This is a genomic window from Burkholderia sp. YHN3-13, assembly GCF_055810675.1.
The window spans coordinates 80,068-100,632 of sequence record NZ_JBVVNQ010000006.1; the positions used below are offsets into that span (position 1 = coordinate 80,068).

Below are 20,565 nucleotides of genomic sequence, written 5' to 3' on the forward strand. Positions count from 1 at the left end.
GGCCGGTGCCCGCGCCTCGTCAGCCGCAGCGCCTGAGCGATACGCGCAGTTCGTCGGCGAACTGCGCACGCTTGTACTGCGCGAGATGCTGCCCGATCACGACGGTCTGCCCGCGCGATACCAGTCGAATCGGATCGCGTGGCGTCGCACCCGGCTCGACCCGCACCCAGCGCGGGTTGAATTCGATCTGCGTGAGCCGCTCCGCATCCATCCGCTCGATCACGAGCCGATGCGGAAACAGCCTGATGCGCTCGTAATCGACCGCATGGCGAGCATGGATCGCAAATGCGACACCCACTGCCAGCAACTCGATTCCGGTAAAGGGCATGACGAGCCAGGCCCCTCTCCACATCAGCAACGACGCGATCACCAGCGAGAAGCCCGCGAGCGACGCATAAAACAGCACGAACTGGCGTGGCGACACCGAACAGTTGCGTTTGATCAGCCAGTCTTCGAGGACCGGCTCGCCGTTCGTCGTCTCCGCCAAAACCCTCGCTGCTTCCATCGCCGCCTCACGCGAATGGCATGCGATGCATGCCTGCATCGGACTCGTCGCCCCGTATTGCGGGGACCCCGGGACGACAAGCTGACGCATTATAGGCGGGTTCAATGGCATCCACAAGCAAGCGCCTATCGCCCGCCAAGCCAAGCGCGACAAGCTTTTCGGCCATTTTTCGCGCCAATTCGACCCCGCTTTGCGCCGCTAATTTCAGACATAACAAAACCCCTCTTTACCGCTTTACCGATTCTTCGGACGCCCCTTGCCGATATCCTCGATGCGCACGATCCCGTGCCCCTCGGCGGTCGTGCGCGGGACGGCCTTCCATGCGTGGCCGTAGATCACCTCGAAGGTCAGCGGAATCGTGCCGTCCTCGCGCCGGCGCGCCGCCAGCGCGTCGCCGAGCGCCGCGCGAAAGCGCCGCGTCGCGTGCCGCGGCGCCGTGCGCTCGAACGGATAGGCGCCCCAGCGGCGCACGTCGGCCAGCAGGGAATCGGGGGATTTGTAGGTGACGGTCAGCACTTCCTGATCCATCACGGGAATCTCGAAGCCGCTCTCGACGAGCATGTCGCCGAGGTCGTGCATGTCGACGAAATCGATCACGCGCGCGGCGGGCGGCGCCATGCCCAGCGCCGCTTCGGCGTCCGCGCAGGCCGCCCGCAGCTCGCGCAGCGTGTCGGGCCCGAGCGTGCTGAACATCAGCAGGCCGTTCACGCGCAGCACGCGCTGCCATTCGGGCAGCACCGCGTCGGGACGCGAATGCCAGTGGAGAGCGAGATTCGACCAGATCAGGTCGAACGCGCCGCCCGGGAACGGCAGCGCGGCGAAATCGGCCTGCGCGACGCGCGGCCCGCGCTGGCCCAGCGCGCGGCCGAGCGACGCCGGCAGCCAGCGGCGCCAGTTGGTTTGTTCGACCTCGCGCTGACCGGCCCGCGCGAGCATCGCGCCGGACAGGTCGACGCCGAACACGGGCGCTTCCGGAAAGCGCGCGCGCAGTGCCGGCAGATCGTCGCCCGGGCCGCAGCCGGCATCGAGCACGGCCGTGGGGCTCACCTTGATGTATTCGAGACGCTCGTTCATCCGCTGCGCGATCTCGCGCGGCAGGAACGCGACCGCGTCGAAGGTGGCGGCACGGCGGTCGAAGATCCGCCGCAGGCGCCTGGCGTCATTGGCCGGACGGCCGGTTGGAGTCGAAGCTGGGGACATGTCGGGCACACTGGCGAAGAGCCCGAAGTATACTCGCTCGCCCCGGAAGCTTCATTGAGACGGGGTGGCAGGAGTGTTGCGATGACCCGCAGTTCCGCCGGACGCACGATGCGCGTCGTTTTGTCGCAGGCTCGCATGCTGGCGGCGAAAGTCGCCGCGGTCGCGCTACCGAATCGCTGCGCGCTGTGCGGCAATTTGTCACACGCCGTGATCTGCGACGCTTGCGACGCCGCGTACTGGAATGAAGCGCGATTGCGCTGCGACGCCTGCGCGCTGCCGCTGGGTGTCGGGCAGCCGCGTTCGCGCGGCGGCCGCCGCACCGGTGCCGGCCACCCGGCCGCGTATCGATGCGATGCGTGCCGCACTGCCCCGCCGCCGTTCGACGCGACGCTCGCGCTCGCGGATTACCGCGCGCCGCTCGACGGGCTGGCACGCGGCCTGAAGTTTCACGCGCGGCTCGCACTCGGCGCCGAATTCGCAGCGCGGCTCGCGCGGCTGGTCGACGATACGCGCGGCGCGGGCCGTTTCGACCTGGTCGCGCCAGTGCCGCTGTCGCACCGGCGGCTCGTCGCGCGCGGCTACAACCAGGCGTGGGCGATCGCACGTCCGCTCGCGCGCCGGCTCGGCGTGCGCTCGGATGCGGCGCTGCTCGCGCGCGTCGCCCACACCGCGCCGCAGTCGCGGCTCGACCGGCAGGCGCGGCGCGACAACGTGATGGCGGCGTTCGTGGTGGCCGGTGACGTCGCCGGCCGCCACATCGCGCTCGTCGACGACGTGATGACGTCCGGCGCGACGCTCGCGGCCGCCGCGCACGCGCTGAAGGCGGCGGGCGCCGCGCGCGTGACGAATCTGGTTGCGCTGCGCACCGCCAGGGATTAATTAGATAGAGAGGCCGGCCACGCCTGCGTGGCCGCGGCCGCCACGAACCGGCCGGCCGGGAACGCGCACGTTGCGCGGCCCCGGCCGGCCCAGCCAAACCGAAACATGTTCAACGTCGTCCTCGTCGCTCCCGAAATTCCGCCGAACACCGGCAACGTGATCCGCCTGTGCGCCAATACGGGCGCGCACCTGCACCTGATCGAGCCGCTCGGCTTCCCGCTCGACGACGCACGGATGCGCCGCGCCGGCCTCGACTATCACGAGTATGCGCAGATGCGCGTGCACCGCGACTGGGATGCGTTCGTCGCATCCGAAGCACCCGATCCCGCGCGGATGTTCGCGTTCACGACCCGCGGCTCGGGCCGCTTCCACGATCACGCGTTCCTGCCGGGCGACTGGTTCGTGTTCGGCTCGGAGACCCGCGGCCTGCCCGCCGAGCTGCTCGAGCGCTTTCCGGACGAACAGCGCGTCCGCCTGCCGATGCGGCCGGACAACCGCAGCCTGAACCTGTCCAACACGGTCGCGGTGGTCGTGTTCGAGGCGTGGCGCCAGGCCGGCTTCGAAGGCGGCGCCTGACCCACCGGGCACGCCACCCGCGGCGCGCGATGCGTCAGGTCCGCGTGAGCCGCACGCGATACAGGTCGTAGATGTCGGGGGAAAAGCACGCGAACACCACGCGTGCGAGGTTCGGCGCCTGCGGCAGCATTTCGGCGACGGTGCCGACCGCGATGCCGACGGCCTCCTCGACCGGATAACGATAGATTCCGCAGCTGATTGCCGGGAACGCGATCGACGTCGCGGCGACATCCTCGGCCAGCTCGATCGCCCGCCGGTAGCACGACGCGAGCAGGTCGGCCTCGCCGCGCCCGCCGCCGTGCCATACGGGGCCGACCGCATGGATCACGTAGCGCGCCGGCAGCCCGTGGCCGCGCGTGAGCTTTGCGTCGCCCGTGTCGCAGCCGCCGAGCGTGCGGCACTCGGCGAGCAGGCCGGGGCCGGCCGCGCGATGGATGGCGCCGTCGACGCCGCCCCCGCCGAGCAGCGAGCCGTTCGCCGCGTTGACGATCGCGTCGACCTCGAGCGTCGTGATGTCGACGACCCGCGCGTCGAGCATGGTGGAACCGATCTGCAGCATGACACCCTCCCGGAACGCCGGAGACGGTTCAAGCGTAGTCCGCTTTGGTGCCGCGCGCCCGGCGCAACCGCACCGGGAAGCGCCGGTTCGCGCTACTCCGCGCGCGCGTCGCGCCGCAGCAGGCCGCTGACCGCGTCGCGCGGTGCGATGCCGTCGAACAGCACGCCGCACACGGCCTCGGTAATCGGCATTTCGATCGACTGCGCGCGCGCGAGCGCCAGCACGGCCTGCGCGCAGCGCACGCCTTCGGCCACGTGGCCGAGCGCGCCGAGGATGTCGTTCAGCGTGCGGCCGGCCGCCAGTTGCAGGCCGACCGTACGGTTGCGCGACAGGTCGCCCGTCGCGGTGAGGATCAGGTCGCCGAGGCCCGTGAGGCCCGTGAAGGTTTCTGCGCGGCCGCCGAGCGCGACGCCGAGCCGCGACATTTCGGCGAGGCCGCGCGTGATCAGCGCGGCGCGCGCGTTCAGCCCGAGGCCCAGGCCGTCCGAGATGCCGGTCGCGATCGCCAGCACGTTCTTCACCGCGCCGCCGACCTCGACGCCGACCACGTCGTCGCCCGTGTAGATCCGCATCGCGCCGTGATGGAACGCGGCGAGCGTGCGCTCGCGGCATGCGGCCGACGTGCTCGCCACCGTCAGCGCGACGGGCAGCGACTGGCCGACCTCGCGCGCGAAGCTCGGGCCCGACAGCACGCCGTTGCTCTGCTGTTCGGGCAGCTCTGCCGCGATCACCTGGTGCGGCAGCAGATGCGTGTCGGCCTCGAAGCCCTTGCAGACCCAGACGATATGCGCGGGCACGCAGCCTGCGTCGCGCATCGCGCGACACAGCGTGCGCAGCCCGGCCACGGGCGCGGCGATCACGCACAGCGCGTCGTCCGCGGCGCCGTGCGCGAGCGCGGCGCCGAGATCGGCGTCGTAGCGCAACGCGTCGGGCAGCGCGATGCCGTCCAGATAGCGGGCGTTTTCGTGCCGGGCCTGCAGCCCGGCGATGAGCGCGGCGTCGCGCGCCCACAGAAGCGTATCGTGCCGCGCGGCCAGATGGCCCGCGAGCGCGGTGCCCCAGGCACCGGCGCCGAGAACGGCTACTTTCATACCCAGCACCGGTCTGCGTTCAACGTCAGTTCAGCGTCGTGCCGTTCGGCGCGCCTGCCGCGGCGCCGGCCTGCTGCTGAAGCTGCGCGAGGCGCTGCTCGTACAGCGCCTGGAAGTTGATTTCGGCCAGGTGGATCGGCGGGAAGCCCGCGCGCGTGATCGCGTCGGCGATGTTCGAACGCAGGTACGGGAACAGGATCGTCGGGCAAGCGATGCCGACGAGCGGGTCGAGCTGTTCGTCCGGAATGTTGCGGATGTCGAAAATACCGGCCTGCTTCGCTTCGATCAGGAACGCGACCTTGTCCTTCACCTTCGCCGTGACGGTCCCCGACACGACGACTTCGAACACGCTTTCCGCGAGACGGTCGGCCTTCACGTCGACTTCGACTTCAACCGACGGCATGTCCTGCTCGAGGAAGATCGCCGGCGAATTCGGCTGCTCGAGCGACATATCCTTCAGGTAGACGCGCTGGATGTTGAAGAACGGTTGGTTTTCGACGTCGGACATGGTGTTTCCCTAAAAGTGGTGACGGGGCGGCCCGGCTTCTCGCCGGCCGCCACGGATGAATCCTGCGCGCCCAAGCCGCGGCGCGGCCGGCGGCCATTCTGCCCTAATCAGGCCGCTTGCAGAAGCGGCACGAGGCCGCCTTCGCGGTCGAGCTTCGACAGATCGTCGTAACCGCCGACGTGCGTGTCGCCGATATAGATCTGCGGCACCGTGCGGCGCCCCGTGCGCGTCATCATTTCCTCGCGGCGGGCCGGATCGCGATCGATCAGCACCTTCTCGATCTGCTCGACCCCGCGCAGCTTCAGCAGGCGCTCGGCCTGCATGCAATACGGACACACCTGCGTGCTGTACATCAAAACCTTGTTCACTTCGCCACTCCTTGTTTGACGACCGGCATCCCGGCCTGCTGCCAGGCGGCCACGCCGCCCTCGAGCACGTGCACCTCGGCGTAACCGGCCGCCTCGACCTCGCGCGCCGCCTTCTGCGACTGCTGGCCGTTCTGGCAGACGAGCAGCACCGGCGTGCTCTTGTTCTTCGCGACTTGCGCAATTTTCGCGCCGATCTCGCCCGCGGCGACCTGGCGCGCCGACGGCAGGTGGCCGGCGGCGAAATCGGACGCGGCGCGCAGGTCGATCACGACCGCGTTGCGACGGTTGATGAGTTGCGTCGCCTCCGCGGCCGACAGGCCGCCACGGCCGCGGCGCAGTGCGGGCCAGGCCAGCAGGCCGCCGGAGACCACCAGGATCGCGATGAGGGCCAGGTTCGTGTAATCGGTAAAGAACGTCACGGAATTCCGCCGGAAAAAGAGAAATCGGATGAGGACAATCCCGCCATTATAAAATAACCGTCTTGCGCGATGGCGGGCCCCGGTCGGGTCCCGTGCGACGCGCCCCGCTTCCCTATCACTACCGACCGCAAGATCCATGTACAAACTCGTTCTCATCCGCCACGGCGAATCGACGTGGAACAAGGAAAACCGCTTCACCGGCTGGGTCGACGTCGACCTGACCGAACAGGGTCGCAACGAGGCCTACCAGGCCGGCGAATTGCTCAAGGAGGCCGGCTACACGTTCGACATCGCGTACACGTCGGTGCTCAAGCGCGCGATCCGCACGCTGTGGCACGTGCAGGACCGGATGGACCTGATGTACCTGCCGGTCGTCCACTCGTGGCGCCTGAACGAGCGCCACTACGGTGCGCTGTCGGGCCTGAACAAGGCGGAAACGGCCGCGAAGTTCGGCGACGAGCAGGTGCTCGTGTGGCGCCGCAGCTACGACACGCCGCCGCCCGCGCTCGAGCCGACCGACGAGCGCGCGCCGTTCAACGACCCGCGCTACGCGAAGGTGCCGCGCGAGCAGCTGCCGCTCACCGAGTGCCTGAAGGACACGGTCGCGCGCGTGCTGCCGCTGTGGAACGAATCGATCGCGCCGGCCGTCCGTGCCGGCAAGCAGGTGCTGATCGCCGCGCACGGCAACTCGCTGCGCGCGCTGATCAAGTACCTCGACGGCATCTCCGACAGCGACATCGTTGGCCTGAACATCCCGAACGGCGTGCCGCTCGTGTATGAACTCGACGAGAACCTGAAGCCGATCCAGCACTATTACCTCGGCGACCAGGACGCGATCGCGCAGGCGCAGGCCGCCGTCGCGAAGCAGGGCAAGGCGGGCTGACGCCCGTCGCGCCGGGCGGGCCGCGTCCGGCGCGGGGTGCCCGGCCGCGGCCCGCACCCCGCGCGAACCTTCTCGGCCCCGCTGCTGTCGAATCCGCTTTCGAACCCGCAGCGCGGCCGGCGGGGCCCAGCCAGGCCGGCTCCGGGCCGTTTGCAGCGCTTTTCGCGCCGTTCCACTGAGTCTTCGGACGAACAGTTATACTTGTCCGCTACATCCCCGCTACCGCCACGCGCTTCCCGACCGCACCAGATCTCTATGCGAATGAAATTGAAGAACATCGGCCTGATTGCCGCGGGCCTCGCCACGGGCGTGTTCGCCACGCTGCAGGTTTCCGCATCGGCCGAGCAGACCGCCACGGCGCCGCTTCCCCTGGACCAGCTCCGCCTGTTCGCGGAAGTCTTCGGCCAGATCAAGCGCGAGTACGTCGAACCGGTCGACGACAAGAAGCTGCTGACGGCGGCGATCAAGGGCATGGTGTCGAGCCTCGACCCGCACTCGTCGTTCCTCGACAAGACCGACTATGACGAGCTGCAGGAGCAGACGAAGGGCCGCTTCGCGGGTCTCGGCATCGAGATCTCGCAGGAAGACGGCCTCGTCAAGGTGATCTCGCCGATCGAGGATACGCCCGCGTTCCGCGCCGGCATCCGTCCGGGCGACCTGATCACGCGCATCAACGACAAGCCGGTGCGCGGCATGACGCTCGACAAGGCCGTCAAGCAGATGCGCGGCGAGCCGGGCACCAAGGTCACGCTGACGATCTTCCGCAAGAGCGACGACCGCACGTTCCCGGTCACGGTCACGCGCGCGATCATCAAGGTCCAGAGCGTGAAGATGAAGATCCTCGATCCGGGCTACGCGTATGTCCGCATCACGAGCTTCCAGGAGCGCACGACGCCCGACCTCGCGCAGAAGCTGCAGGACATCGCGCGCCAGCAGCCGAACCTGAAGGGCCTCATCCTCGACCTGCGCAACAACGGCGGCGGCCTGCTGCAGAGCGCGGTCGGCGTGGCCGGCGCGTTCCTGCCGCCCGACTCGGTCGTCGTGTCGACCAACGGCCAGATCCCCGATTCGAAGCAGGTCTACCGCGATACGTACGACAACTATCGCCTGCCGTCCTTCGACGGCGATCCGCTGAAGAACCTGCCGCCGGTCTTCAAGACCGTGCCGATGATCGTGCTGACGAACGCCTATTCGGCATCCGCGTCGGAAATCGTCGCGGGTGCGCTGCAGGATTCGAAGCGCGCGCAGATCATGGGCAAGACGACGTTCGGCAAGGGTTCGGTGCAGACGGTCCGCCCGATGACGGCCGACACCGCGCTGCGCCTGACCACCGCGTACTACTACACACCGAGCGGCCGTTCGATCCAGAACAAGGGCATCACGCCGGACGTGCCGGTCGATCAGTACGCGGACGGCGATCCCGACGACGTGCTCGTGACGCGCGAGGTCGACTACACGAACCACCTCGCGAACACGCAGGACCCGAACGAGAAGAAGGAACAGGAAGAGCGCGAGCAGCGCCGGATGGATCAGCTGCGCATCCTCGAAGAGCAGAACGACAAGAAGACGCCGGAGCAACGCCAGAAGGATCGCGATCGCAAGCCGATCGAGTTCGGCAGCGCCGACGACTTCATGATGCAGCAGGCGCTCAACAAGCTCGAGGGCAAGCCGGTCCAGGAATCGAAGTCGCTGCTCGCCGAGAGCACGAAGAGCCCGACCGGCAAGGCTGCCGCCGTATCGAAGGCATCGGGCGCCAGCGCAAAGCCGGCGTCCGCACCGAAGCCCGCGTCGGCGCCGAAGTAAGCGCCGGCCGGCATCCGACGGGCCATCGCGGGAAGACCGCGATGGCCCGTTTTTCATGCGCGCCTAAAATAACGAAACGTCCGCCCGCCTCGCCCCACGACTCCCCATGAACGACGATCAACTCCTGCGCTACTCCCGACACATCCTCGTCGACGAAATCGGCATCGACGCGCAGCAGCGCTTTCTCGACGCGCATGCGATCGTCGTCGGCGCGGGCGGCCTCGGCTCGCCCGCCGCGATGTACCTCGCGGCATCGGGTGTCGGCACGATCACGCTCGTCGACGCCGATACGGTCGACCTCACGAACCTGCAGCGGCAGATCCTGCACGTGACGGCATCGGTCGGCCGCAGCAAGGTCGAATCGGGGCGCGACGCACTCGCGCAGCTGAACCCCGAGGTGAAGGTGAACGCGGTCGCGGCACGCGTCGACGATGCGTGGCTCGACACGCACGTCCCGCGGGCGACCGTCGTGCTCGACTGCACCGACAACTTCGCGACGCGCCACGCGATCAACCGCGCGTGCGTCGCGCACGGCGTGCCGCTCGTGTCGGGCGCCGCACTGCGTTTCGACGGCCAGATCAGCACGTTCGACTTCCGCGATCCGGCCGCGCCCTGCTATGCGTGCGTGTTCCCGGAAGACCAGCCGTTCGAGGAAGTCGCGTGCGCGACGATGGGCGTGTTCGCACCGACGGTCGGCATCATCGGCGCGATGCAGGCGGCCGAAGCGCTGCGCGTGATCGGCGGCATCGGCAAGACGCTCAACGGGCGGCTGATGATGCTCGATTCGCTGCGAATGGAGTGGACGACGATGAAAATCGCGCGCCAGGTCGACTGCCCCGTGTGCGGGGGCCGGCACTGACGCGCGACGGGCAGGCGCCGAGCGGCGCCTGCGCGACACGGCGACAGCGAGCGGCGACCTGGCCGCCTAGGCGGCCGCATCCGCCCGCGGCTCGGCGACCGACAACCGCTGCAACGCCGCCTGCACCTCTTCCGGCTCGAACGCCGCGAGCACGTCGGCCGTCGGCTTCTCGAGCGCCTTCAGATGCGCGCGCAGGATCTCCTGCTTCACGACGAGCAGCTGGCTCGGGTGCATCGAGAACTCGGTGAGCCCCATCCCGAGCAACAGGCGCGTGAGCGCCGGATCGCCCGCCATCTCCCCGCACACCGACACCGACACGCCCGCGCGCTTCGCTTCGCGCAGCGTATAGGCGATCAGGTGCAGCACGGCCGGATGCAGCGGGTCGTACAGGTGCGCGACCGCGTTATCGGCGCGGTCGATCGCGAGCGTGTACTGGATCAGGTCGTTCGTGCCGATCGACAGGAAATCGAACCGCTTCAGGAACAGCGGCAGCGCGATCGCCGCGGCCGGAATCTCGATCATCGCGCCGATGCGCACGTTCCGGTCGTACGCGAGCCCCGCATCGTCGAGCTGGCGCTTCGCCTCGCGGATCAGGTCGAGCGTCTGGTCGATTTCCTGCGCGTGCGCGAGCATCGGGATCAGGATCTTCACCTGGCCGAACGCGGACGCGCGCAGGATCGCCCGCAGCTGCGTGAGGAACATCTGCGGCTCGGACAGGCTCCAGCGGATCGCGCGCAGGCCGAGCGCCGGGTTCGGCGCGGTTTCGTAGCCTTCGTCGAGCGCCTCGAGCGGCTTGTCCGCGCCGACGTCGATCGTGCGGATCGTCACCGGCATGCCCTTCATCCACTCGACGGCGCGCTTGTACGCGGCGAACTGCTCCTCCTCTTCCGGCATCTCCTTCTGATGCATGAACAGGAACTCGGAGCGGAACAGGCCGACGCCGACCGCACCGGCCTCGACGGCCGCCTTCGCGTCGTCGGGCAGCTCGATGTTCGCGTACAGCTCGATCTTGGTGCCGCACAACGTTTGCGTCGGCGAGAACTTCAGCCGCTGCAGCTTGCGCTGCTCCAGCTGCTTCTCGGACTGGCGGTACGAATATTCCTCGAGGACGATCGGCGCGGGATCGACGATCACGATGCCCTGGTCGCCGTCGACGATGATCAGGTCGTCCTGGCGGATCAGCGCGCTCGCGTGCTGCACGCCGACCGCGGCCGGAATGCCGAGACTGCGCGCGACGATCGCCGTGTGCGACGTGCGCCCGCCGAGATCGGTGACGAACGCCTGGAACGACTGCGTCTTGAACTGCATCATGTCGGCCGGCGCGATGTCGTGCGCGACGACGATCATCTCGTTCGTGCCGTTCCTGGCCGCGCGGTCGAGCGCCTGCGACGCGGACGGCGCACCGGCCAAGGCCTTCAGCACGCGCTCGACCACCTGCTCGATGTCGGCCTTGCGCTCGCGCAGGTATTCGTCCTCGATGTCGTCGAAGTGGCGCGTGAGCAGCTCGAGCTGCTCGGTCAGCGCCCATTCGACGTTGTAGCGGCGCGTGCGGATCAGGTCGATGGTTTCCTGCACGAGCATCTCGTCGCTCAGGATCATCGTGTGGACGTCGATGAATGCGCCGACTTCGCTCGGGGTGTCGTCGGTCAGGTCGGCGCGCAGCGCCTCGAGTTCGTGATGCACGACGTCGAGCGCCGTGCGGAATCGCTCGACCTCGGCGTCGATCTGGGGTGCCTCGACCAGGTAATGGGCGACGTCGAGCGCCGCCGGCGCGATCAGATACGCTCGCCCGATCGCGATACCACGTGAGACGGGAATGCCATGCAGCGTGAAGGACACGCGCACCTCCTCTGTACAAGTAAAGCCGCGGCACACTGCTGCGATGCGCTTATGACCCCGGTTAGCGATTATAAATTCCGCGCCCCCCCGCTGACTGCATGCACCGCAGCATTGCGCATTCCGCATCAATGCTGCCGACGAAAAAAATGCCGCGAAATCCGCGGCATTCTGACTGGAAACGGCAACGATCGCGCGTGGCGATCACTGGCCTTCGCCGAACTTGTCGGCGATCAGCTTCAGCAGCGCGTCCATCGCTTCCTGCTCGTCGGACCCTTCGGTCTCGATCGTCACGGTGCTGCCGATCCCCGCCGCCAGCATCATCACGCCCATGATGCTCTTCGCATTGATCTTGCGCCCGTTGCGCGTCATCCAGACTTCCGACTGGAAGTTGCCGGCCAGTTGCGTGAGCTTGGCCGATGCGCGCGCATGGAGCCCCAATTTATTGACGATGGTGGTTTCTTGTTGAAGCATGATTCTCGGTCGGGTCGGTCGAGGCCGCCGGCGGCGCACGCCGGCGGTGTGGTCTAAAACGGAAAACGGGAAATCAGTGCGACTCGGTGCGCGGCTGCGGTTCCGGCGGAATCGGCGCGCATTGGCCGCAGCCGGTTTCCGTCGGCGGCGGCGGTGTGCCGGCCGACACCTCGTGGACGCCCTTCGCGCCGCCGGACAGCGCCTTGTCGACGAGCTTGTCGAGCGGCACGGTACGGTAGCAGACGGCCCGCACGAGCATCGGCAGGTTCACGCCCGCCAGCACGCGCACGTTGTCGAGCTTCGCGAGCTGGCCGGCGATGTTCGCCGGCGTCGCGCCGTACATGTCGGTCAGCACGACCACGCCGTTGTCTTCCCGGAGCCGCGCGAGTTCCGCGTGCGCGAACGCCATCACCTGGGCCGGGTCGCTGTCCGCCATCACGTCGATACAGCCGATGCGGGCAGGCACGCCGCCATAGATGTGCGCGATGCAGTCCCGCAGCGCGGTGGCGAGCGGAGCGTGCGCGATGATCAGGATCCCGGCCATGTCAGATCGCTCCCGGCCGCCCCTGGCGGGCCGACGCCCCGCGGCGGGGCAATGAGCGTAGCGAGTGTGGGAAACGTTTCATGTTCAGCCTTGCAACAGTATCGGCCCGACCGCCGGGCCTTCGGTGCGCCGAAAACGGCACCTGGCAAGCGGGCATTGTAGCAGGCCGGTCAAGCGGCTCCGGCGACGGGGGGCCTGCGCGGCCGCCGCCGGGGTTGCGCGGAAAGCGGCTTACGCGGCCGCACGCTCCAGCGCGTCGATGAACATCGCGGCGACGTCGAAGCCCGTTTGCTCCATGATCTCGCGGAAGCACGTCGGACTCGTGACGTTCACCTCGGTCAGCCAGTCGCCGATCGCATCGAGGCCGACCAGCAGCAGCCCGCGCGACGCGAGCACGGGCCCGAGCGTGGCCGCGATCTCGCGATCGCGGGCCGTCAGCGGCTGCGCGACGCCGAGCCCGCCCGCGGCGAGATTGCCGCGCACCTCGCTGCCCTGCGGAATCCGCGCGAGCGAATACGGCACGGGCTCGCCGGCGATCAACAGGATGCGCTTGTCGCCCGCCTTGATCTCCGGAATGAACTTCTGGATCATCAGCGAGCGCGTGCCGTCATGGCCGAGCATCTCGATGATCGCGCCGAGATTCATCCCGTCGGCCTTCACGCGGAACACGCCCATCCCGCCCATCCCGTCGAGCGGCTTCACGATCACGTCGCCATGCTCGGCGTGGAATGCACGCAAGCGCGCCGCGTCGCGCGTGACGAGCGTCGGCGCGACGAACTGCGGAAACTCGCCGATCGCCAGCTTCTCCGAGTGATCGCGGATCGACTGCGGCTTGTTGAACACGCGTGCGCCCGCGCGTTCGGCCAGCTCCAGCATCCAGGTGGCCGTCACGTACTCCATGTCGAACGGCGGATCCTTGCGCATCAGCACCGCGCCGAACGACGTCAGTTGACGCGACTCGTGCGCGGCCGCCTCGTACCACGGACGGCGATGCAGGTCGGTCGTGTCGCCGACGATCGTCACGCGCTGCACGTCCGCCTCGACGCCCGAGCCCGTCCACGCGAGCTGGTGCGGCTGGCACGTGTACACCGCATGCCCGCGCCGGGCGGCCTCCGCCATCATCGCGTAGGTCGAATCCTTGTAGATCTTGAAATGCTCGAGCGGGTCGGCGATAAAAAGAATGTCCATGCGGGTCCTGTACGTAGCGAAGGTCCGTTACACCTGGATGGCTTCGGGATCGGTCTTTTCCAGTTCGATCGACGACGCGATCAGCGACAGCCGCGCGACGACGCCGTACATGTAGAAACGGTTCGGCGGCGCGGCGCCGGGCTTCGCGCCGGCATCCGGCAGCGCGGTGTGCTCGAAGCCGAGCGGCACGTAGTGCATGCCGGGCGCGTTCAGGTTCTGGTCGCGCTCGCGGCCGCCGTGCGTGCGGTAGAAGCCGCCGACCACGTAGCGGTCGATCATGTACACGACGGGCTCGGCCACTTCGTCGCCGACGCGCTCGAACGTATAGACGCCTTCCTGCACGATCACGTCGCGCACCGCGAGGCCGGCCTTCGACTCGGCCATCTGCGCGCGCTCGGCCTTCGACATCCGGCCGATCTCGGCCGCGTCGTGCACGGTCATCACGCCGCGCCCCGCCGTGCCCGCGTCGGCCTTCACGACGACGTACGGCTTCTCGCTGATCCCGTATTCGCGATACTTGCGCGCGATCTTCTTCAGCACGCCGTCGATCGCGTCGGCGAGCGCCTGCTCGCCTTCATGCGCCTGCCAGTCGACGCCTTCCACGTGCGCGAAATACGGATTCACCATCCACGGATCGACGCCGACCATCTTCGCGAACTTCTTCGCGACGTCGTCGTAGCACGCGAAGTGCGTCGACTTGCGGCGCACGGCCCAGCCCGCGTGCAGCGGCGGCAGCAGGTATTGCTCGTGCAGGTTTTCCAGCACGGCCGGGATGCCGGCCGACAGGTCGTTGTTCAGCAGGATCGAGCACGGATCGAAATTCTTCAGGCCAAGGCGGCGCTGCGAACGCTCGAGCGGCTCGAGCACGATCTTCTGGCCGTCGGCCAGCGTGATCGGCGTCATGTCGGTGATGCTCGGGTCGAGCGAGCCGAAGCGCACGTTCAGGCCGGCCTGACGCATGATCGTCGCGAGGCGCGCGACGTTTTCGAGGTAGAACGCGTTGCGGGTCGGCAGCTCGGGGATCACGAGCAGGTTCTTCGCGTCCGGGCAGATCTTCTCGATCGCGGCCATCGCGGCCTGCACGGCCAGCGGCAGCACTTCGGACGGCAGGTTGTTGAACGCGCCGGGAAACAGGTTCGCGTCGACGGGCGCCAGCTTGAAGCCGGCATTGCGCAGGTCCACCGAACAATAGAACGGCGGAGTGTGTTCCTGCCATTCGAGCCTGAACCAGCGTTCGATCGCAGGCGTCGCGTCGAGGATCTTCTGCTCGAGTTCGAGCAGCGGACCGTTCAACGCGGTAACGAGGTGGGGAACCATGAATCACTCGCGAGCGGGAGAATGAAGATTGTAGAGCAATTGCCTTGCCCATTTGGGGATTGTTCCCGGCTTCACAAGGATAAGGAGGAAGTTTTCGGCTATTGACCCGATAGAGTGAAGGGTTATCCGCTACGGCAGTGAGTGGCAGGAGAAAAAAAGCCCGCCGGGTAGGCGGGCCGAAGTCGCTGCGCTCATTCGGAGCGGGCGCCGTCGTCGCGGCGGCCCGCTGTTGATTCGTGAGACTTATTCCACGTGCTCGCCGTGCAGGATCACGTCGAGACCTTCGCGCTCTTCCTCTTCGGTCACGCGCAGGCCCATCGTCAGATCGATCAGCTTCAGCAGCACGAAGCTCAGCACGCCGCTGTAGACCAGCGTGATCAGCACGCCCTTCGCCTGCAGCAGCAGGCTGCCGTCGGCGCCGCCGATGTCCTTGACCGCGAACACACCCGTCAGCAGCGCGCCGAGAATCCCGCCGATGCCGTGCACGCCGAACGCGTCGAGCGAATCGTCGTAGCCGAGCTTCGACTTGAGCCAGGTCGCCGACCAGAAGCAGACGACGCCGGCGGCGATACCGATCACCAGTGCGCCCGCCACGCCGACGAAACCGGCGGCCGGCGTGATCGCCACGAGACCCGCGACCGCGCCCGACACGATGCCGAGCACCGACGGCTTGCCCTTCGCGATCCACTCGGCAAACATCCAGCCGAGCGCCGCGCAGGCGGTTGCCACTTGCGTGGTCAGCATCGCGAAGCCGGCACGGCCGTCGGCCGCGACCGCGGAACCCGCGTTGAAGCCGAACCAGCCGACCCACAGCATCGAGCCGCCGATCATCGTCAGCACGAGGTTGTGCGGCGCCATCGATTCGCGACCGTAGCCGACACGCTTGCCGAGCACGAGGCACGACACCAGGCCCGCGATACCGGCGTTGATGTGCACCACCGTGCCGCCCGCGAAGTCGAGCACGCCGTCGGCCGACAGCCAGCCGGTCGGCTCCCACACCATGTGCGCGATCGGCACGTAGACGATCAGCGACCAGAGCGTCATGAACACGAGCATCGCCGAGAACTTCATGCGATCGGCGAACGCGCCGCAGATCAGCGCCGGCGTGATGATCGCGAACGTCATCTGGTAGACGAAGTAGACCGATTCCGGAATCGTCGTCGCGAGATGGCTGACGGTCAGCGTCGTCGCCTTGTCGCCCTTGATGTAGTTCATGCCGTGCAGGAACGCGCGCGACAGGCCGCCGATGAAGCCGTTGCCCGGCGTGAACGCGAGGCTGTAGCCGACCACCGTCCACAGCACCGTGATCACCGCGGTGATCGCGAAGCTCTGCATCACGGTCGCGAGCACGTTCTTCTTGCGGACCATGCCCGCGTAGAACAGCGCGAGGCCCGGGATCGTCATGAACAGCACGAGCGCGGTGGAGGTCAGCATCCACGCGGTGTCGCCCGCGCTGATCTTCGACGAATCGACCGAGAACGGGGCGGTCGGCGCAGCCGGTGCGGCCGGCGCGGACGCGGCGGCTGCGGCCGATGCGTCGGCGGCGCCCGAAGCCGGTGCGGCGGCAGCGGCGGTGGCGGATGCGTCGGCGGCCGGCGCCGAAGCGGCCGGCGCGGCGGCGGCCGATGCGTCGGAAGCCGTGGCGGCGGGCGCGGATGCGGCCGCGGCGGACGCCGCGTCGTCGGCAAGCGCGGAGCCGACGCCGGCCGCCATCAGCGAGCCGGCCATCAGCAGGGACATCAGAAGTTTGCGCATCTTGGGTTTCCTCTTGTCGCTTGTCTTGTCTGTTCTGTTACAGCGCGTCGGCGCCGGTCTCCCCGGTGCGAATCCGGATCACTTGCTCGATCGGCGTGACGAAAATCTTGCCGTCGCCGATTTTCCCGGTGCGCGCGGCCCGCTCGATCGCTTCCACCGCCTGGTCGACGAGATCGTCGGACACGGCCGCCTCGATCTTCATCTTCGGCAGGAAATCGACCACGTATTCGGCGCCGCGATACAGCTCGGTATGCCCCTTCTGGCGGCCGAACCCTTTTACCTCCGTCACCGTGATGCCCGAGACGCCAAGCGCCGACAGCGCCTCGCGCGTCTCATCGAGCTTGAACGGCTTGATGATTGCGGTAATGAGTTTCATGAAGTCCTCTCGCTGAGTTGTCCCGTCGAATTGGTTGGAATGTTGTAACGGACTCTCCTCAGCAACTCGCATGCCATGTTGATCCGAGCACCGTCTCGAAGGGCTCGGGAACGGGGTCGCATCCCCCGATGTAAGGCGCCGAAGCCCGGCCGAATGGCCAACGCGGGCCGGTTTGCTGGCGCGGCGAAAGGAACGTTGCTAGAGTGCACGCACGTCCCGGATTACCGGGCCATTCACCCATGCCGGCGCCATGCCCGGAATTCGCGCCCCCGGCGCACCATTTCCGGTCATGCGTGCATCATGGGCACGTACGCAACTGAAGATGCACAATTTTTGTGCAAGGAAGGGGAATCACATGAAGCAACCCAGCGACGTTTTCAACGATCTGCAGTCGCGCGTCAGCGACCTGCTGAAAAACTCGCCGGCCAAGGACGTCGAGCGCAACGTGAAGGCCATGCTGTCGCAAGGCTTCTCGAAGCTCGATCTCGTCACGCGCGAGGAATTCGACACGCAGGCCCAGGTGCTCGCCCGCACCCGCGTGCGCCTCGAGGAACTCGAAAAGCGCGTCGCGGAACTCGAGCAGAAGCTCGCCGCACCGCAGGCCTGACGCCGCACCCGGCCGCAAGGTCCGGGCGCGGGCCGCCGCGCCCGCCACCGCCGAGCCTCCGTTTTCGTCGTAGTTCGTCGTCCGCCGTTCTCCGCAGCACCCCGCTCTTCGCAGTCCATCGCTCTTCGCAGTTCGTCGTTTCGCAGCCCCTCGTTCTTTCCCCGCGCCACGCCGGCACGCGCGCACCGATTTCTCCGATTCCCGCGGCATGCGGCCCCGAACGGCCGTCGTCCGCCTGCTTACAGGAGCCTCGCCATGTCGCTCGCCGTGGTGCGCAGTCGCGCGCCCGCCTCCGGCCGCGCGCCGGACGTTACCGTCGAAGTCCATCTCGCCAACGGGCTGCCGTCGTTCTCGATCGTCGGCCTGCCCGATCTCGAAGTCCGCGAGAGCCGCGAGCGCGTGCGCGCCGCGCTGCAGAACTGCGGCTTCGAATTTCCCGTGCGCCGCATCACCGTGAATCTCGCGCCGGCCGACCTGCCCAAGGAGTCGGGCCGGTTCGACCTGCCGATCGCGCTCGGCATCCTCGCCGCGAACGGCCAGATCCCGGCCGACGCGCTGGCCGGCCGCGAATTCGCCGGCGAACTGTCGCTGACGGGCGCGCTGCGGCCGATGCGCGGCGCGTTCGCGATGGCGTGCGGTGCCGCGCGGGACTGGCGGGCGGGCGAAACCGGATCGGAACCGGGCTCGGGCCCAGACGCCGTCTCGACGCCGGGCTCCGCGGCGGCATCACGCGCGCCGGAGTTGTACCTGCCGTTCGACAGCGCGGCCGAGGCCGCGCTCGTGCCGGGCGTGATCGTGTTCGGCGCGCGCGACCTGCCCGCGCTGTGCGCGCACCTCGCCGATGCGCCGGACGGGCGGCTCACGCCGGTCGCGGCGCCCTGCCTCGACGGCCTGCCGGCGCCGGCCGCGCCCGACCTCGCGGATGTGGTCGGCCAGCGCGGGGCGCGGCGTGCGCTCGAAGTCGCCGCCGCGGGCGGCCATCACATGCTGATGGTCGGGCCGCCGGGGGCCGGCAAGTCGATGCTGGCCGCGCGGCTGGCCGGCCTGCTGCCGCCGCTGACCGACGACGAGGCGCTGACGTCGGCCGCGCTGCTTTCCGCGAGCCGCCTCGGCTTCTCGCCCGCGCAGTGGCGCCGGCGGCCGTTCCGTTCGCCACATCACTCGTCGAGCGCCGCCGCGCTGGTCGGCGGCCGCAATCCGCCGCAGCCGGGCGAAATCACGCTCGCGCATCTCGGCGTGCTGTTTCTCGACGAGCTGCCGGAATTCGACCGGCACGTGCTCGAAATGCTACGCGAGCCGCTCGAAGCCGGCCGCATCACGATTTCGCGCGCGGCCCAGCAGGCCGACTTCCCGGCCGCGTGCCAGTTGATCGCCGCGATGAATCCGTGCCCGTGCGGCTGGCACGGCGATCCGTCCGGGCGCTGCCGCTGCTCGCCGGACGTCGCCGCGCGCTACCTGCGCAAGCTGTCGGGACCGCTGCTCGATCGCATCGACATCCAGATCGACCTGCCCGCGCTGTCGCCGGCCGAGCTCGCGTCGCGCACGACGGCGCCCGGCGAGCCGAGCGCGGCGGTGGCCGCGCGCGTCGCGCAGGCGCGGGCGCTGCAGCTCGACCGGCAGGGCAAGACGAATCACATGCTGAGCGGCCGCGAGACCGACGACCTGTGCCGGCCGACCGACGAAGGCGAGCGGCTGTTGCGCGAGGCCGGCGAGCGCTTCGGCTGGTCGGCGCGCGCGTATTTCCGCGTGCTGAAAGTGGCGCGGACGATCGCCGACCTGGCCGGCGACCCGCTGCCGACGGCCGCGCAGATCGCCGAGGCGATCCGCTACCGGCGCGCGCTCACGGCGCTCTGAGTGCCCTCTTAGGACAAAATCCGGCTGTCAAGACTTGACTTATGCACAATTTAGCGAATCCGGCCCCGGATCGCGGCTCGCCGGGGCCGTTGCGTGACGGAATCCGTATCCCTTTGTTTTCATTGATCTTTCCCAAACGGCACGTGCACGGCCAAATGAGCCGGAAGGCCGTCCGGTGAGGCTCGGCGGGAAATCCGGGTGACTTTTCAACAAAGTTATCCACATGCGCTGTGGATAGTCGAAAAAACCTCGCAAAATCCGGTCACTAGCGTCGAAAGCTGCGAATGAACTTTCAGTTGTCACGGTGTGTCGGCGCCGCTCGCGGGCCGCGATCAATCGAGTTTGAACGAGCCGAAAAACTGGTCGAGCTGCTCCTGCGCGAGCGGCCGGTCGGCGATCACGACGGCCTGGTACGCGTGCCGGCCGCGCGCGGCGAGCCGGGCGACGATCGTCTTGCGCGCGCGATCCCCGCCGGCGGCGGCCCCCGCGATACGCAGCTCGATCCCGTCCACCGCGCCGCCGGCCGCGAGCGGCACCGGCACCGATGCCGTCCGCGGCGCGCCTTCGAGGTTGCGCGACAGCCCTGCGCGCAGGAAGTCGAGCGCCGCGCGGCGCGTGTCGTCACGGTCGTCCGGCAACGTCAGCGTGCCGACCGCGAACACCGCGCCGTCGACATGCGCGGCCTGCATCCGCATCGGCATCGACGTGCCGCCGATCGCCACCGGCTGCTCCTCGACGGTCGGCTTCGCCGGCAGGTCGATCGTATAGCCGGCATCGTTGTGCAGCGTGCGCCAGTCGAACGATGGGGAGCACGCGGCCAGCGCGGCGCTGATGCATGCGAGCGCGGCGAAGTGTCGCAGCGGGCGAAAAAGGGGGCGCAACGAATCGATGACTTCCTTCGGCATGGCGTGGATCGGGGACAGGAAAACCTGCATTATCCGCCGAACCTGACAACCGGAATGCG

General features: G+C 68.3%; 22 protein-coding genes. 7 read left to right on the plus strand and 15 right to left on the minus strand.

The window, feature by feature from the left end; translation table 11 throughout:
* Positions 1-19: 19 nt before the first annotated feature.
* Together AC0KUR_RS16110 and AC0KUR_RS16115 are read right to left on the minus strand one after the other, a co-directional pair.
* The gene (locus tag AC0KUR_RS16110; protein WP_049030539.1) at positions 20-544 is read right to left on the minus strand and encodes a DUF2244 domain-containing protein; all 525 of its coding nucleotides are present in this window, start codon (positions 542-544) and stop codon (positions 20-22) included.
* Between the two features lie 195 nt (positions 545-739).
* On the minus strand, positions 740-1,705 hold the full coding sequence (locus AC0KUR_RS16115; RefSeq protein WP_034189228.1) for a methyltransferase domain-containing protein: 966 nt from the start codon (positions 1,703-1,705) through the stop codon (positions 740-742).
* An 81-nt stretch (positions 1,706-1,786) separates the two neighbouring features.
* Between AC0KUR_RS16115 and AC0KUR_RS16120 the strand changes: the two genes are divergently transcribed.
* Positions 1,787-2,584, plus strand: coding sequence for a ComF family protein (locus tag AC0KUR_RS16120; protein WP_473376167.1), 798 nt, complete (start codon positions 1,787-1,789; stop codon positions 2,582-2,584).
* A gap of 105 nt (positions 2,585-2,689) precedes the next feature.
* The gene (gene trmL, locus AC0KUR_RS16125; RefSeq protein WP_034189226.1) at positions 2,690-3,160 is read left to right on the plus strand and encodes a tRNA (uridine(34)/cytosine(34)/5-carboxymethylaminomethyluridine(34)-2'-O)-methyltransferase TrmL; all 471 of its coding nucleotides are present in this window, start codon (positions 2,690-2,692) and stop codon (positions 3,158-3,160) included.
* 34 nt (positions 3,161-3,194) lie between these two features.
* Here the strand turns inward: trmL and AC0KUR_RS16130 are convergent, their stop codons facing one another.
* The 5 genes from AC0KUR_RS16130 to AC0KUR_RS16150 form a co-directional block, all read right to left on the minus strand.
* Complete coding sequence (locus AC0KUR_RS16130; protein ID WP_473376168.1) at positions 3,195-3,719, minus strand: O-acetyl-ADP-ribose deacetylase; 525 nt, start codon at positions 3,717-3,719, stop codon at positions 3,195-3,197.
* Positions 3,720-3,811: 92 nt separating this feature from the next.
* Positions 3,812-4,810, minus strand: a complete 999-nt coding sequence (locus AC0KUR_RS16135; protein ID WP_034189224.1) for an NAD(P)H-dependent glycerol-3-phosphate dehydrogenase — start codon at positions 4,808-4,810, stop codon at positions 3,812-3,814.
* A gap of 25 nt (positions 4,811-4,835) precedes the next feature.
* Positions 4,836-5,318 (minus strand): protein-export chaperone SecB, encoded by a 483-nt coding sequence (gene secB, locus AC0KUR_RS16140; protein ID WP_011353285.1) that lies wholly within the window; start codon positions 5,316-5,318, stop codon positions 4,836-4,838.
* Between the two features lie 107 nt (positions 5,319-5,425).
* Positions 5,426-5,686, minus strand: a complete 261-nt coding sequence (grxC, locus tag AC0KUR_RS16145; RefSeq protein WP_006477722.1) for a glutaredoxin 3 — start codon at positions 5,684-5,686, stop codon at positions 5,426-5,428.
* Positions 5,683-6,105 (minus strand): rhodanese-like domain-containing protein, encoded by a 423-nt coding sequence (locus AC0KUR_RS16150; protein WP_034189223.1) that lies wholly within the window; start codon positions 6,103-6,105, stop codon positions 5,683-5,685. Before AC0KUR_RS16150 ends, grxC begins: the two co-directional genes overlap by 4 nt.
* A 136-nt stretch (positions 6,106-6,241) precedes the next feature.
* Here AC0KUR_RS16150 and gpmA point away from each other — a divergent pair, with 136 nt between their 5' ends.
* The 3 genes from gpmA to AC0KUR_RS16165 all read left to right on the plus strand — a co-directional run bounded on the left by gpmA (position 6,242) and on the right by AC0KUR_RS16165 (position 9,650).
* Positions 6,242-6,988, plus strand: a complete 747-nt coding sequence (gpmA, locus tag AC0KUR_RS16155; protein ID WP_034189222.1) for a 2,3-diphosphoglycerate-dependent phosphoglycerate mutase — start codon at positions 6,242-6,244, stop codon at positions 6,986-6,988.
* A gap of 255 nt (positions 6,989-7,243) precedes the next feature.
* On the plus strand, positions 7,244-8,791 hold the full coding sequence (locus tag AC0KUR_RS16160) for a S41 family peptidase (RefSeq protein WP_034189221.1): 1,548 nt from the start codon (positions 7,244-7,246) through the stop codon (positions 8,789-8,791).
* 106 nt (positions 8,792-8,897) lie between these two features.
* Positions 8,898-9,650 (plus strand): HesA/MoeB/ThiF family protein, encoded by a 753-nt coding sequence (locus tag AC0KUR_RS16165; RefSeq protein WP_473376169.1) that lies wholly within the window; start codon positions 8,898-8,900, stop codon positions 9,648-9,650.
* A gap of 66 nt (positions 9,651-9,716) precedes the next feature.
* Here the strand turns inward: AC0KUR_RS16165 and ptsP are convergent, their stop codons facing one another.
* The 7 genes from ptsP to AC0KUR_RS16200 all read right to left on the minus strand — a co-directional run bounded on the left by ptsP (position 9,717) and on the right by AC0KUR_RS16200 (position 17,140).
* On the minus strand, positions 9,717-11,489 hold the full coding sequence (gene ptsP / locus AC0KUR_RS16170; protein ID WP_124608972.1) for a phosphoenolpyruvate--protein phosphotransferase: 1,773 nt from the start codon (positions 11,487-11,489) through the stop codon (positions 9,717-9,719).
* 201 nt (positions 11,490-11,690) lie between these two features.
* On the minus strand, positions 11,691-11,960 hold the full coding sequence (locus AC0KUR_RS16175; RefSeq protein ID WP_011353292.1) for an HPr family phosphocarrier protein: 270 nt from the start codon (positions 11,958-11,960) through the stop codon (positions 11,691-11,693).
* Between the two features lie 73 nt (positions 11,961-12,033).
* Positions 12,034-12,504 carry a PTS sugar transporter subunit IIA gene (locus AC0KUR_RS16180; protein WP_021163157.1) on the minus strand — a complete coding sequence of 157 codons (471 nt, stop codon included), beginning with the start codon at positions 12,502-12,504 and terminating at the stop codon, positions 12,034-12,036.
* A gap of 231 nt (positions 12,505-12,735) precedes the next feature.
* Complete coding sequence (gene gshB, locus AC0KUR_RS16185; protein ID WP_034189219.1) at positions 12,736-13,692, minus strand: glutathione synthase; 957 nt, start codon at positions 13,690-13,692, stop codon at positions 12,736-12,738.
* A 27-nt stretch (positions 13,693-13,719) separates the two neighbouring features.
* Positions 13,720-15,009, minus strand: coding sequence for a glutamate--cysteine ligase (gene gshA, locus AC0KUR_RS16190; protein ID WP_069257657.1), 1,290 nt, complete (start codon positions 15,007-15,009; stop codon positions 13,720-13,722).
* Positions 15,010-15,252: 243 nt separating this feature from the next.
* On the minus strand, positions 15,253-16,764 hold the full coding sequence (locus AC0KUR_RS16195; protein ID WP_034189217.1) for an ammonium transporter: 1,512 nt from the start codon (positions 16,762-16,764) through the stop codon (positions 15,253-15,255).
* 37 nt (positions 16,765-16,801) lie between these two features.
* Positions 16,802-17,140 (minus strand): P-II family nitrogen regulator, encoded by a 339-nt coding sequence (locus tag AC0KUR_RS16200; protein WP_006398175.1) that lies wholly within the window; start codon positions 17,138-17,140, stop codon positions 16,802-16,804.
* Between the two features lie 355 nt (positions 17,141-17,495).
* On the opposite strand from AC0KUR_RS16200, the gene AC0KUR_RS16205 reads away from it, so the two are divergent.
* Both AC0KUR_RS16205 and AC0KUR_RS16210 read left to right on the plus strand, forming a co-directional pair.
* On the plus strand, positions 17,496-17,747 hold the full coding sequence (locus tag AC0KUR_RS16205) for an accessory factor UbiK family protein (protein ID WP_006489451.1): 252 nt from the start codon (positions 17,496-17,498) through the stop codon (positions 17,745-17,747).
* A 255-nt stretch (positions 17,748-18,002) separates the two neighbouring features.
* Positions 18,003-19,601 carry a YifB family Mg chelatase-like AAA ATPase gene (locus AC0KUR_RS16210; RefSeq protein ID WP_473376170.1) on the plus strand — a complete coding sequence of 533 codons (1,599 nt, stop codon included), beginning with the start codon at positions 18,003-18,005 and terminating at the stop codon, positions 19,599-19,601.
* Between the two features lie 332 nt (positions 19,602-19,933).
* Here AC0KUR_RS16210 and AC0KUR_RS16215 read toward each other — a convergent pair whose 3' ends face one another.
* Positions 19,934-20,506, minus strand: coding sequence for a hypothetical protein (locus AC0KUR_RS16215; protein ID WP_367189959.1), 573 nt, complete (start codon positions 20,504-20,506; stop codon positions 19,934-19,936).
* Positions 20,507-20,565 lie beyond the last annotated feature (59 nt).